Source organism: Flavobacterium sp. RSSA_27 (assembly GCF_051547125.1).
Taxonomy (GTDB): domain Bacteria; phylum Bacteroidota; class Bacteroidia; order Flavobacteriales; family Flavobacteriaceae; genus Flavobacterium.
Genome location: NZ_JBPTTN010000009.1, coordinates 24,252 through 38,445, shown reverse-complemented (window position 1 = coordinate 38,445; position 14,194 = coordinate 24,252). Strand labels below are relative to the sequence as shown.

Below are 14,194 nucleotides of genomic sequence, written 5' to 3'. Positions count from 1 at the left end.
CCAAATTTCAAATCCCAATTCTTATGTTGGTAAAAACCAAAGCCATCGTAATTTCTACTTTAAAATTTCAAGAAAAAAGCTTGATTGTCAAGTGCTTTACAGAGTCACATGGCCTAAAATCCTATTTTGTACGCGATGCTTTTTCGGGAAAAAAGAACCATCAAAAAATGGCCTATTTTCAGCCGTTATCAATTCTTGAGATTGAAGCAGTACATAAGAATAAAGGGACGTTGGAGCATTTTAAAGAAATCAAAACGGCCATACCGTTTCAAACCATTCCTTTGGATATTGTGAAAAGTACTATGGTGTTGTTCCTGTCTGAAATTTTGCACCATGCGATTCATGAAGAAGAAAAAAACGACGATTTGTTTCAGTATCTCGAAGCAGCTTTACAATGGCTCGATACGCACAACGAAACGAGTAATTTTCATTTGATTTTAATGTTAGAAATCACCAAGTTCTTAGGTTTCTATCCAGATACTTCCGACCAAGATTTGCCTTTTTTTGAAATGAATGAAGGGGTTTTTTCCTTGTTCCAAGCGATTAGTTCCTTGTCCGAGCATCAATCTAATTTGCTGAAAAAATTGATTGACTTGAGATTAGATTCAGAGCAAAAAGTGTTTCATGTTACAGAACGTCAGATTTTACTCAAAATTCTAATTGATTACTATAGTTTTCATTTAGAAGGTTTTAAAAAGCCAAAATCTTTAGAAATTTTGAAAGAAATTTTTTCTTGATATTTCAAAAACTCCCTCCTATTTACTCATAATTCATAACAATTTCTTACTTTCGCGCCACGATTAAGAAACGGATACCATGAGTACAAAATTTACTGAATACAAAGGACTTGACTTACCCAAAGCAGCAGCTGAAGTCCTTGATTTTTGGAAGAACGAAAATATTTTTGAAAAGAGTGTAACTACACGCGAAGGCAACACGCCTTTTGTGTTTTTTGAAGGGCCACCTTCTGCCAACGGATTACCTGGAATTCACCATGTAATGGCGCGTGCCATTAAAGATATTTTTTGCCGATACAAAACCCAAAAAGGATTCCAAGTAAAACGTAAAGCCGGTTGGGATACGCACGGTTTGCCTGTAGAATTAGGTACCGAAAAAGAATTAGGAATTACGAAAGAAGATATTGGTAAAACCATTTCTATCGAAGAGTATAACGAGGCGTGTAAAAAAACCGTTATGCGTTATACCGATGTTTGGAACGATTTGACCGAAAAAATGGGCTATTGGGTAGATATGGAAGATCCGTATGTAACCTATAAACCCAAGTATATGGAATCGGTTTGGTGGTTGCTCAAACAAATCTATGACAAGGATTTGATGTACAAAGGCTACACCATTCAACCGTATTCCCCAAAAGCGGGTACGGGTTTGTCTTCTCACGAAGTAAATCAACCAGGAAGTTACCGTGATGTAACGGATACGACCATTGTAGCTCAGTTCAAAACACTACCAGAAACATTACCTTCATTTCTACAAGGTTTTGGTCCTATTCACATTTTGGCTTGGACGACAACACCTTGGACTTTGCCTTCCAACACGGCTTTGACGGTTGGACCAAGAATCGACTATGTTTTAGTAAAAACCTTCAATCAATATACTTTTGAGCCAGTTCATGTGATTTTGGCCAAAAACTTAGTTGGAAAACAATTTGCAAAGGGATTTTTCGCTTCTGAAGACGCCACTGATTTCGAAAATTTCAAAGCTGGCGATAAAAAAATACCGTATCAAATCGTAGCCGAATGTAAAGGTCAAGATTTAGTGGATATTCGTTATGAACAATTATTGCCTTTTGTATTACCCTATCAAAATCCAGAAAATGCGTTTAGAGTAATTGCGGGTGATTTTGTGACTACCGAAGACGGTACGGGTATCGTGCATACAGCGCCTACATTTGGTGCGGATGACGCGAAAGTAGCCAAAGAAGCTACGCCAGAAGTGCCGCCAATGTTAGTTTTAGATGAAAATGGTACGCCAGTTCCTTTGGTAGATTTACAAGGAAGATTTATTCAAGGTCTAGGTGATTTTTCGGGTAAATACGTTAAAAACGAATATTACAACGAAGGAGAAGCACCAGAGCGTTCGGTAGATGTAGAAATTGCCATTCGTTTAAAAGAAGAAAACAAAGCCTTTAAAGTAGAGAAATACGTACACAGTTACCCACATTGTTGGAGAACTGATAAGCCTATTTTGTATTATCCTTTAGACTCTTGGTTTATCAAAATTACCGAGGTGAGAGACCGTATGTTCGATCTGAACGACAGCATCAACTGGAAGCCAAAAGCTACTGGTGAAGGTCGTTTTGGAAATTGGTTGAAAAATGCTAATGACTGGAACCTATCGCGTTCTAGATATTGGGGAATTCCTTTGCCAATTTGGAGAACCGAAGACAAACAAGAAGAAATTGTAATTGGTTCGGTTGAAGAATTATACAACGAGATAGAGAAAGCTATTGCAGCAGGCGTTCAAACCAACAATCCGTTTGCTGGTTTTGAAATTGGAAACATGTCTGAAACTAATTACGATTTGATTGATTTACACAAAAATGTAGTGGATGAAATTACACTTGTTTCAGCTTCAGGTAAACCTATGAAACGCGAATCCGATTTGATTGACGTTTGGTTTGACTCTGGTGCTATGCCTTATGCGCAATGGCATTATCCGTTTGAAAATAAAGAAAAAATTGATCAAAATACCGATTTCCCAGCTGATTTTATTGCAGAAGGTGTCGATCAAACTCGTGGATGGTTTTACACCTTACACGCCATTGGTGCTTTGGTTTTTGATCGTATCGCTTATAAAAACGTAGTATCCAACGGTTTAGTTTTGGATAAAAATGGACAAAAAATGTCCAAGCGTTTAGGAAATGCAGTCGATCCATTTGAAACACTATCAGAATATGGTCCTGATGCTACACGTTGGTACATGATTTCAAATGCTAACCCTTGGGACAACTTGAAGTTTGACATTGAAGGAATTGCTGAGGTGCGTCGTAAGTTCTTTGGAACGTTGTACAATACCTATTCTTTCTTTGCTTTATATGCCAATATCGATGGCTTTAGCTACGCAGAAGCTGAGGTGCCTCTAGAAGAACGTCCAGAAATTGATCAATGGATCATTTCAGAATTGAATACGTTGATCAAAGAAGTGGATGTGTTTTATGCTGAATATGAACCAACCCGAGCCGCTCGCGCTATTTCTGACTTTGTGCAAGAAAACTTGAGCAACTGGTACGTGCGTTTGTGTAGACGACGTTTCTGGAAAGGTGACTATGCACAAGATAAAATTGCGGCTTATCAAACGCTGTATACTTGTTTAATTAGTGTGGCTAAATTAAGCGCACCGATTGCGCCATTCTTTATGGACAGGCTGTATAGAGACCTTATACAAGCTACCAAATCCGAAAAATTTGAATCGGTGCACTTAGCACAATTCCCTATTTCGGTTGAAAAGTTTGTTGATAAATCGTTAGAGAGTAAAATGCAAAAAGCTCAAACCATTTCTTCACTAGTGTTGTCACTACGTAAAAAGGAAATGATCAAAGTGCGTCAACCTCTGCAAAAGGTAATGATTCCGGTACTTGACGAGGTTCAGAAGGCTGAAATCGAAGCGGTTGCTGACCTTATAAAAGCGGAAGTGAACGTCAAAGAAATCGAACTTTTAGACGATGCATCGGGTATTTTAGTGAAACAAATTAAGCCTAATTTTAAGGCCTTAGGTCCACGTTTTGGCAAGGAAATGGGCTTGATAGCCAAGGAAATACAGGCTTTTACTCAAGAACAGATCAATCTGTTGGACAAAGAGGGAAGTCTAAATATGGAAATTGCTGGAAAAGATGTAATTTTATCTTTAGAGGATGTAGAAATTTCTTCACAAGACATCGAAGGATGGTTAGTGGCCAATGCTAACGGAATTACAGTTGCACTTGATATTACCATTTCAGATGAGTTAAGAAAAGAAGGAATTGCTAGGGAGTTAGTAAATCGTATTCAGAATATACGTAAAGATTCTGGATTCGAAGTGACTGATAAAGTGAAAGTTTACGTTCAAAATCATGCTGTGCTTCAAGAAGCAGTAAAAAGTAATGAAAGTTACATCAAGTCGGAAACATTGACTGAAGAATTGCTATTTGTAGATTCTTTAGAAAATGGTACAGCAATTGAATTTGACGACATCCAAACAAAAATAGCGATAACAAAATAAACCAACCCAAAAAAAAAAAATTAACCAACCCATTAAATTATTTAGGCTATGATCGAGGAAATGACACGTTACTCAGATGCTGATTTAGCAGAGTTCAAACAGATAATCAAAGAAAAGATAGAAAAAGCACAAGCCGATCTTGACTTGATAAAAAGTGCCTATATGAATGATTTAAATAATGGCACTGATGACACTTCACCTACTTTCAAAGCTTTTGAAGAAGGTAGCGAAACGATGTCTAAAGAAGCCAATTCACAATTGGCCATTCGTCAAGAAAAATTCTTGAGAGATTTAAAAAACGCACTTTTCCGTGTAGAAAACAAAACGTATGGTGTATGTAGAGTCACCGGAAAGTTAATTGGAAAAGAAAGGCTTAGAATCGTTCCTCATGCAACCATGAGTATCGAAGCTAAGAATTTGCAACGATAAAAACATAAATTCCAAAGCATAAATTCCAAATTCCAAAAATTATCATTGGAATTTGGAATTTCTTTTTTGGAATTCTTTTTTTGAAATTTATATTTCGAATTTACCTATTTTTGCCCCACTAAAATGTATAAAATGTCATTACGTCAAGCCTATTTACTTATATTTCTACTGTTATTAGTAGACCAAGTTTCTAAAATCTATATCAAAACCAATTTCATATTAGGCGAAGAAGTGACCGTTTTTAATTGGTTCAAAATTCATTTTATAGAAAATGAAGGAATGGCATGGGGAACCAAAATTCCTGGCGAATATGGCAAGTTGTTTTTGACGGTTTTCCGCATTTTTGCTGTGGCTGGAATTAGTTATTGGTTATGGGATGCCGTGCGCAACCACAAAAGCTCTAATTATCTTATCGTGGCTATTGCCTTGATTTTTGCCGGAGCCTTAGGAAATATTATTGATTCTGTTTTTTACGGCGTTATTTTTAACGACAGTTATCAGCAATTGGCAGTTCTGTTTTCTGAAGAACCCTACGGGACTTGGTTTCACGGGCAAGTGGTCGATATGTTTTATTTTCCGATTATCAAAGACTATCCCATGCCAGAATGGGTACCGTTCCTTGGAGGGAGACCTTTTACGTTTTTCAATGCTATTTTCAACGTAGCCGATGTGGCCATTTCAACGGGTGTAGGCATCTTAATTGTTTTCAATAAAAAAGCTTTTCATAAAGGAGACGCCTAATTTTTAGGAGCTTTATCCTGTTGTCCACTTTTAAACCTGACAGGTTTAAAAGGATGCCACTTCCATCAGGGCTATGGGTTTACGTTACCCAAACAGTTCGGCTGCTACATCTTCAATTTTTGTGACTAACCGAATTTGAATCCCGGTATTTTTAAGCGCAATCTTGTTGTATTTAGAAACAAATATAGTTGAGAAACCCAGTTTTTCGGCTTCTTGTATGCGTTGGTCCACTCGATTCACGGGACGAATTTCACCAGAAAGTCCAACTTCTCCAGCAAAACAAAAATCTTTATGGATAGGAATGTCTTCGTTTGAAGATAAGATGGCGGCAACCACAGCCAAATCAATCGCTGGGTCATCAACCGAAAGGCCTCCTGTTACGTTCAAAAAGACATCTTTAGCGCCTAATCGGAAACCAGCTCTTTTTTCTAAAACAGCCAAAATCATATTCAATCGTTTGGCATTGTAACCTGTTGTGCTTCGTTGAGGTGTTCCGTAAACAGCGGTGCTTACAAGCGCTTGTATTTCTATCATTAAAGGACGCATACCTTCTAGCGTTGTCGCAATTGCGGTTCCAGAGAGTTGTTCGTCTTTGTGCGAAATCAAAATTTCAGACGGATTGGAAACTTCGCGTAAGCCACTGCCTAGCATTTCATAAATTCCTATTTCAGCAGTCGATCCAAAACGGTTTTTTAGTGAACGAAGGATGCGGTACACGTGGTTTCGGTCGCCTTCAAATTGCAAAACCGTATCGACCATGTGTTCCAGAATCTTTGGCCCGGCAATCGTGCCATCTTTGGTGATGTGGCCAATAAGAATCACTGGTACATTGGTTTCTTTGGCAAATTTTATCAACTCTGCAGTGGTTTCTCTAATTTGAGAAATACTTCCTGCAGTCGATTCAATATAATCCGTATGCAGCGTTTGAATCGAATCAATGATAACAATCTCAGGCTGCATCGCCTCGATTTGCTTAAAGATGTTTTGCGTTTTGGTTTCGGTCAAAATATAGCAATTGTCTCCATTGGGAGTAATGCGTTCTGCACGCATCTTGATTTGCTTTTGACTTTCTTCACCAGAAACATATAAGGTTTTGTAAGGCAGTTTTAAGGAAATTTGGAGTAACAATGTGCTTTTTCCTATGCCTGGTTCTCCACCCAATAAAATTAAGGAACCAGGAACGATTCCGCCTCCTAATACACGATTTAGTTCAGTATCGGTGGTGTCTAGTCTTATTTCAGCTGTCGAATCAATTTCGTTGATGCGCAACGGGCGTGGCGCTTTACTCAAAGCAACAGGTTCGCTTTTCCAAGCTACCTTCTCTTGTTTTTGAATAATTTCTTCTGCAATGGTGTTCCATTCTTTGCAGGAATTGCATTGTCCTTGCCATTTGGCATATTGAGCGCCACAATTTTGACAAAAAAAGGTAGTTTTTACTTTAGCCATTATTTTTTTGGAGCAATTTTACTTTGCATTAAATCATATTTCTCTAGCACAAATGTTTTGGTTAAAGCACCAATCTCCTGCATTTGAGAAGCATTTTGATAACGTTTCATGGCTTTTTTGTAATCTTCTTGTTTTTCATACATTAAGCCTAACTCGTATTCGGCTAGCATTGATTTTGGATAATATTTATCGGCTAATATGGCCAACTGATCCAATTCATTATATGCTTTATTTTTTAAAATGGCAGCCTCGATGGCAGTGAAGTCATTGATTCTTATGGGTAAATTCAGGTGTAAGGTTTCTTGAATCTTCGCATATTTTTTTTCTAAATAGTCAACATAACCTGATGGTAATACCGCTATTGTATTAGTGAACTCAGAGGAGCTTATCGGCTTGTAGGTTTCAAAAATTTGATGTAAGGCACTCGGAATGGCAAATAAAGTTTGAGAGTAATGCCCCGCGCTTTTAAAAGACTCAAATTTGTAATTGACTAGTGGATTCAGGTCTTTTTTTATATTATCATCAAGCATTTTTATGGGTTCAGCGATTTGTTGGATCTCATCATTACTAGTTGATAGATAATAGAAAATGGGGTTTTTACTGGCGCTTAGTTGTTCGGCAACTCTTGTCTCCATTAATGGTGGCAACTCTGGATTTAGTGAGATATACGCGTTAAAAATGGGGTTTTCTTTGTATAGAAAAAAGTTTAAAAATCCAGCCGTAGTATCCAAACCTGCAATCATTCGGAATGGGGCTACACGGTATTTATTTTCAATATAGGGTAGTAATTCTTGGCCAATAAATTCGTAAAAAGCAGCGCCCTTTTCTGACGGAAGACCTTGTGTTGCTTCATATTCACTGTCTTCAGCCCTCTCGTTGTTTTGATTTTGATGTATGCCAACAATTAGAGTTTCTGGAAAGTCATCCCAATAGCTTCCATAAACAATAGCCCCATAAAAAGGATCCAACAAAATGTCACCATCCAATAATAAAAGTAATGGGTATTTTTTGGTAGTGTTTTTTTCGTAGGATAGCGGTAAACTTATGGTTATTTTTCGTTTTTCGGCTAGCTTTTGTGAATCAAAGGTTTCGGTTTTGTTTTGAGCAAAAAATGGAATCGAAAACAATAGAAGAAATAAGACCTTTTTCATGATTTTGGAATTCTAAATTAGGGTTGAATTAAAAACAGAGCAAGATACCATTTTAATTTATTTTATGGATATTTCGCAAAAATTTGTTGCCGTTCCTGGTCAAACGCATGAGTTTAAAAAAATGAAAAATAGCCACTAATTTCAAGAAAGTGAAAAAAACTTTGACAGCAGTTTGGCGAACTTTGTTTACCGCTGATTCGCTGATTTTCAAAGATTAAAAAAAGTGTTAGATAGAATTAAAAAAACTAAAACAAATTATAATATCTTAAATAGCACAAATTTGCCCATGAAGATAATATCGTGTCATTCAAATTTTAGTATCACAAATTAGTGCATATTAGTTTCATTCGAGGCGAAAAAATAAATGGTGCGTTTGCCATTGTTGCGGTTACTTCACACAAATGAAGTAAAGAAAATCCGTTATTATTTCAACTTTGATAAAGAAAAATGAAATTAGGTAAGAGAATTGTCATTTTCATTAGGAAAAACAATCCAAGGTTTGAAGGTTTTGGCTTCTTCAAATTCTAAAGTAGCGTAAGAGATGATAATAATAATGTCATCCTTTTGAACTTTTCTAGCTGCTGGGCCATTCAGGGTAATGGTGCCTGAGTTTTTTTCTCCTTTGATGGCATACGTTTCAAAACGCTCGCCGTTGTTGATGTTTACGATGGAAACTTTTTCTCCTTCGATGATATTGGAGGCATCTAATAGGGCTTCGTCAATAGTAATGCTTCCGATATAATTTAAATCGGCACCAGTTACTTTTACACGATGAATCTTAGATTTTACTACTTGAATTTGCATGCGACAAAGGTAATTAATTAAATGGTATCGTGTCAATCAAACGGATGTTGTTAACAAAAACAGCAATAAATGCACGACAATTTCTAGCTTTTTCTTTAAAAGTGATAGGTAAAAGTGTGGATTCTTCAGCAATAACGAAATATTCTAATTCAAATAAAGGGTGTTTTTCGAATTCTTTTTTGACCCATTCTTCCACCAAATCAACCTCTTGAGTTTGGAATTTTTCTTTGGCCTGGTTTAGTATTTTGTAAATAATAGCGGCTTCGTTTCTTTCGGATGCAGTTAGTCTTGAATTACGGGAACTCATAGCTAAACCATTTGATTCTCTGTGAATTGGGCATGCAACAATCGTTACAGGAAGTTGGTTTTTGGCTACTAATTTTTTTACGATTTGTAATTGCTGGAAATCTTTTTCACCAAAATAAGCATTTGTTGGGCATACGATTTCGAAAAGTCGTTTAACGATAGTACCAACACCGTCAAAATGACCTGGCCTGAATTTTCCTTCCATTTGATGTTCTAGGCCATCAAAATCAAAAGATGCAGCAGTAGTTTTTCCTTCATAAATATCCTCAACGCTAGGTGCATAAACGATTATATTTTTGTTTAATGCCTTCATTTTTGCAACATCAGCCTCAAGAGTTCTAGGATATTTGGCAAGGTCTTCAGGATTGTTGAATTGGGTAGGGTTGACAAAAATACTGACCACTGTTACTTCGTTTTCAAGTAAGGATCGCTGCATTAATGCCAAATGACCTTCATGCAAAGCGCCCATGGTGGGAACAAAACCGATGGTAGAATTGTGAACCGTTTGGGAATCCAAAAAAGCTCTTAATTCGATGTTTTTATTGAAGATTTGCATGCACATTTTATTATAATTAGGTGCAAACATAATATTTTAGTCCATAACTGCATAAAATTTTGTAATTTTGCCACGTTTTTATTGCCAATACATAAAGTAAAAAATACTATGAAAGATAAGAGGATATTATATGTGTCATCTGAAGTTGTTCCTTATCTTGCTGAGAATGAGGTCTCTTTGATGTCCTATGATGTGCCAAAAATGATCAACGATCAAGGAGGGCAGATACGAATATTCATGCCACGATATGGGAATATTAATGAAAGAAGACATCAATTGCATGAGGTAATTCGTCTTTCTGGGATGAATTTAGTGGTAAATGATTTAGACATGCCTTTAATTATTAAGGTAGCATCTATCCCAAAAGAACGCATTCAGGTTTATTTTATTGATAATGATGAATATTTCAAACGCAAAGCTACTTTTGCTGATGAAGATGGGGTGATGTATCCCGATAACGATGAGCGAGCGATCTTTTTTGCAAAGGGAGTTGTGGAAACGGTTAAGAAACTGAACTGGGTTCCCGATATTATTCATGTTCATGGATGGATGGCTTCAATGTTGCCTGTTTATATGAAACATTACTACAAAAACGAGGCCTTGTTTTCCGAAACTAAAATCGTTACTTCTGTTTATTCCGAATCTTTTTCCGAATCTTTAGATGCTGATATGATTAATAAAGTGAAATTTGATGGGGTTCCTCATGAAGCAATAGCGGATTTAGAAGTGCCTAATTACGAAAACATTTTGAAAACCGCAATTTTAAACTCTGATGCAGTCATCGTTGCTTCAACTAATTTGACTCCAAGTTTAACAAAATTTATAGAATCTTCCACCAAACCTTTTTTACCTTTCACTCCAAAAGAGGGATTCGCAGAGGCGTATACCAATTTTTATAAAGAGCAGGTGCTTTAATATTTAACTTACACTATTTTATGTACAATACGGCATTCTTAAAGAAGTTATTCCTTCTTTGTAGTTTTTTTATTTTGTTTTCTTGTGATAAAGACTTCAATGTAGTTGGGGAAGATTTAATTGGGAATAATAACTTTGATTTAGTAAAAGAGTATTATTCAGTAAAAGCGTACAATCAAAAAACAGGAGTGGTTCAAACCGATAATTTGCCTATCAATGCATTAGGATTTTATACTAATGCAACATTTGGAACTACTTCTGCGAGTTTTGCTACTCAATTAACTTTAGAAAAAGCCAATCCTGAAATTGGTGCAAATGCTGTTATGGATAGTGTGGTGATAACCATACCTTATTTTAACAAACTGAAGGATACGGATTCTAAAACTGGAATCAAAACCTACGAATTAGATTCTATTTTCGGAACTTCCAAAGCGCCATTCAAGTTAAGTATCTATGAATCCGGTTATTTTATGCGTGATTTGGATCCCACTACCAACTTTAAAGAAAAACAAGCATTTTATAATGATCAAAAAAATGATTTTGATGCTTTGAAGAAAGGAAATCGTATCAATGATGCATCCAATGTTGCTGAAAATGACGCATTTTATTTTGATCCAACTGAAATTGCAGAAAAAACTATAGATGAAGAAACTAAAAAAGAAACTACAAAGCGATCTGCGCCTGCCATGCGCTTAAAATTGAGCAATTCCTTTTTTACATCTAAGATTTTAAATGCTCCCTCGGGTAAATTGGCTTCCAATGATGCCTTTAAAGATTATTTTAGAGGATTGTATTTTTCTATTGAAAAAACAGGAGCCAATGAAAATATGGCTTTGATTGATTTTACAAAAGGAACCATTAGAATGTATTACAAAGAAGATTTGTCAACAACCAGTAATGGAGTAACTACTGTAAAAAGAGTGAACAAAACTTTGGATCTTTATTTAAAAGGTAATACCGTTAATTTCTTAGAACAAACCAATGCAAATGTTGATTATATTAATGCCGTTTCTACTCCTAATTTAACAGAAGGTGATGCTAAACTTTATTTAAAAGGTGGGACAGGTTCCTTGGCGGTGTTGGAATTGTTTGGGCCTGATGCAGATAATAATGGTGTTGCAGATCAATTGGAATTGATAAGAAGTAAAGGATGGTTAATCAATGAGGCCAACTTGATTTTTAATATTGATGCTGCTTCAATGAAAAACAATCTGGAACCTAACAGAATTTACCTTTATAACTTAACGAATAAAACCCCTGTTTTAGATTATTTGACGGATAATACTACAGCACCAAGAGCCGTGGGTTCTGAAAAATTTGACAAATTTATTTTTGGAGGAACTCTAATTAAAGAAGCAGTTACGGATGGAAGAGGTTTAACCTACAAAGTAAGAATCACGAACCACATCAAAAACCTAATAAAAAATGCTGATTCTACCAATGTAAAATTAGGAGTTGTGGTGACTGAGAGTATAGGTATTGGGTCATTTAATAAACTTAAAACTCCAAATACAATGTTCTCATATGTTCCTACTGCCTCAGTTTTGAACCCCTTAGGAACGATACTTTTTGGAGGACATCCAAGCGTACCAGAAGAGAAAAGATTACGATTACAAATTATTTATACCAAACCGAATTAAAAAATTATAGTATGTGTGGAATTGTTGGATATATAGGCTATAGAGAAGCTTACCCGATAGTGATTAAAGGGTTAAAGCGTTTAGAATACAGAGGCTATGATAGTGCTGGAATCATGATATACGATGGTAAAGACATTAAACTTTGTAAAACAAAAGGAAAGGTATCTGATTTAGAAACTAAAACTCTTGAAGAAATAAGCAGTAATGGATCTATTGGAATGGGGCACACTCGTTGGGCTACTCATGGTGTTCCAAATGATGTGAATTCGCATCCACACGTTTCTAATTCTGGGGATTTAACCATTATTCATAATGGGATTATTGAGAATTATGCTCCTTTAAAACAAGAGTTAATTAATAGAGGTTATGTTTTTCACTCTGATACCGATACAGAAGTTTTGGTTAATTTGATTGAAGAAGTACAGAAAAAGGAAAAATTAAAGCTTGGAAAAGCTGTGCAATTAGCCTTAAATCAGGTTATTGGTGCTTATGCTATTGCTGTTTTTGATAAAAAAAATCCAGAAGAAATTGTAGCCGCTCGTTTAGGAAGTCCATTGGCAATTGGAGTTGGAGAAGGAGAATTTTTTGTAGCTTCTGATGCCTCTCCTTTTATCGAATATACTTCAAATGCTGTATATTTAGAAGATGGTGAGATGGCCAACATTCGTTTGCACAAACCCATGAAGGTTCGTAAAATTAAAGATGATTCTTTGGTTGATCCATATATTCAAGAGTTACAAATGAATTTGGAGCAAATTGAAAAAGGAGGTTATGAGCATTTTATGCTGAAAGAAATTTATGAGCAACCCAATGTAATTAAAGATACCTATAGAGGAAGACTTCATGCCAATGAAGGTATTATTCAGATGGCTGGTGTAGAGGATAATCTGGAAAAATTTTTAAACGCAGAACGAATTATTATTGTAGCCTGTGGTACATCATGGCATGCAGGTTTAGTGGCCGAATATGTTTTTGAGGAATTTACAAGAATTCCTGTTGAAGTGGAGTATGCCTCTGAATTTAGATACCGTAATCCAATTATCACAAGCAAAGATGTTGTGATTGCTATTTCTCAGTCAGGAGAAACTGCTGATACAATGGCTGCTATTAAATTAGCAAAAGAGCATGGTGCTTTTGTTTTTGGTGTATGTAACGTAGTAGGTTCATCTATTTCTAGAGAAACGCATGCTGGAGCGTATACCCATGCAGGACCAGAAATTGGGGTGGCTTCTACTAAAGCATTTACCACTCAAATCACCGTTTTAACTATGATGGCGTTGCGATTAGCAAAAGCAAAAGGAACTTTAACCCAGTCAGATTATCGTACTTACTTACAGGAATTGGAATTTATTCCTGCTAAAGTTTTAGAAGCCTTAGAAACAAATGAACAATCCAAATTAATTGCAGCTACCTTTAAGGATGCTCCAAATTGTTTGTATTTAGGGCGTGGTTATAATTTTCCAGTAGCTTTGGAAGGCGCTTTAAAACTAAAAGAAATTTCATATATCCATGCTGAAGGTTATCCTGCCGCTGAGATGAAGCATGGACCGATTGCACTCATCGATGAGCATATGCCAGTGATAGTTATTGCTCCAAAGCAAGGACATTATGATAAAATTGTAAGTAATATTCAAGAAATAAAATCAAGAAGTGGGCGTATCATCGCTGTGGTAACCAAAGGGGATACACAAGTGCGTGAATTGGCTGATTTTGTAATTGAAATCCCTGAAACTTCTGATGCACTTTCTCCTTTAATTACAACAATTCCATTGCAATTATTATCCTATCATATAGCTGTTCTTCGTGGTTGTAATGTGGATCAACCAAGAAATTTAGCCAAATCGGTTACTGTAGAATAACTACGATTTTCAAATTTTAAAACCCCAAATGTGCTTCATTTGGGGTTTTTTTATGCGTTTTTGTGATTTTTTTCAATCGATTTCGTTAGCAAATTCATTTTTATTAAAAACACAAAAAATTACCACAAA

At 36.0% G+C, this 14,194-nt stretch carries 11 protein-coding genes; 7 read left to right on the top strand and 4 right to left on the bottom strand.

Annotated elements, in window-relative coordinates; translation table 11 throughout:
• Nucleotides 1–23: 23 nt before the first annotated feature.
• The 4 genes from recO to ACSVH5_RS12685 all read left to right on the top strand — a co-directional run bounded on the left by recO (nucleotide 24) and on the right by ACSVH5_RS12685 (nucleotide 5,388).
• A complete protein-coding gene (recO, locus tag ACSVH5_RS12700) occupies nucleotides 24–737 on the top strand; it encodes a DNA repair protein RecO (protein ID WP_438061785.1) in 714 nt (237 codons plus the stop codon).
• 79 nt (nucleotides 738–816) lie between these two features.
• The gene (ileS, locus tag ACSVH5_RS12695) at nucleotides 817–4,218 is read left to right on the top strand and encodes an isoleucine--tRNA ligase (RefSeq protein ID WP_438061784.1); all 3,402 of its coding nucleotides are present in this window, start codon (nucleotides 817–819) and stop codon (nucleotides 4,216–4,218) included.
• A 48-nt stretch (nucleotides 4,219–4,266) separates the two neighbouring features.
• A complete protein-coding gene (locus ACSVH5_RS12690; protein ID WP_438061783.1) occupies nucleotides 4,267–4,647 on the top strand; it encodes a TraR/DksA family transcriptional regulator in 381 nt (126 codons plus the stop codon).
• Between the two features lie 132 nt (nucleotides 4,648–4,779).
• Nucleotides 4,780–5,388 (top strand): lipoprotein signal peptidase, encoded by a 609-nt coding sequence (locus ACSVH5_RS12685; protein WP_438061782.1) that lies wholly within the window; start codon nucleotides 4,780–4,782, stop codon nucleotides 5,386–5,388.
• Between the two features lie 84 nt (nucleotides 5,389–5,472).
• Here ACSVH5_RS12685 and radA read toward each other — a convergent pair whose 3' ends face one another.
• The 4 genes from radA to panC all read right to left on the bottom strand — a co-directional run bounded on the left by radA (nucleotide 5,473) and on the right by panC (nucleotide 9,681).
• Complete coding sequence (gene radA / locus ACSVH5_RS12680) at nucleotides 5,473–6,834, bottom strand: DNA repair protein RadA (RefSeq protein ID WP_438061781.1); 1,362 nt, start codon at nucleotides 6,832–6,834, stop codon at nucleotides 5,473–5,475.
• Nucleotides 6,834–7,985 (bottom strand): alpha/beta hydrolase, encoded by a 1,152-nt coding sequence (locus tag ACSVH5_RS12675; protein ID WP_438061780.1) that lies wholly within the window; start codon nucleotides 7,983–7,985, stop codon nucleotides 6,834–6,836. The genes radA and ACSVH5_RS12675 overlap by 1 nt, the downstream gene beginning before the upstream one ends.
• A gap of 453 nt (nucleotides 7,986–8,438) precedes the next feature.
• Nucleotides 8,439–8,789: an aspartate 1-decarboxylase gene (gene panD / locus ACSVH5_RS12670; RefSeq protein ID WP_438061779.1), complete on the bottom strand. Its 351-nt coding sequence runs from the start codon at nucleotides 8,787–8,789 to the stop codon at nucleotides 8,439–8,441.
• A gap of 13 nt (nucleotides 8,790–8,802) precedes the next feature.
• The gene (panC, locus tag ACSVH5_RS12665) at nucleotides 8,803–9,681 is read right to left on the bottom strand and encodes a pantoate--beta-alanine ligase (RefSeq protein ID WP_438061778.1); all 879 of its coding nucleotides are present in this window, start codon (nucleotides 9,679–9,681) and stop codon (nucleotides 8,803–8,805) included.
• Between the two features lie 78 nt (nucleotides 9,682–9,759).
• Between panC and ACSVH5_RS12660 the strand changes: the two genes are divergently transcribed.
• From ACSVH5_RS12660 to glmS, 3 genes are read left to right on the top strand one after another with little or no spacing between them, the layout of a single operon-like run.
• Nucleotides 9,760–10,566 carry a glycogen/starch synthase gene (locus ACSVH5_RS12660; RefSeq protein ID WP_438061777.1) on the top strand — a complete coding sequence of 269 codons (807 nt, stop codon included), beginning with the start codon at nucleotides 9,760–9,762 and terminating at the stop codon, nucleotides 10,564–10,566.
• 20 nt (nucleotides 10,567–10,586) lie between these two features.
• Nucleotides 10,587–12,206, top strand: a complete 1,620-nt coding sequence (locus tag ACSVH5_RS12655) for a DUF4270 domain-containing protein (protein WP_438061776.1) — start codon at nucleotides 10,587–10,589, stop codon at nucleotides 12,204–12,206.
• 11 nt (nucleotides 12,207–12,217) lie between these two features.
• A complete protein-coding gene (gene glmS, locus ACSVH5_RS12650; RefSeq protein WP_438061775.1) occupies nucleotides 12,218–14,065 on the top strand; it encodes a glutamine--fructose-6-phosphate transaminase (isomerizing) in 1,848 nt (615 codons plus the stop codon).
• Nucleotides 14,066–14,194: the final 129 nt, after the last annotated feature.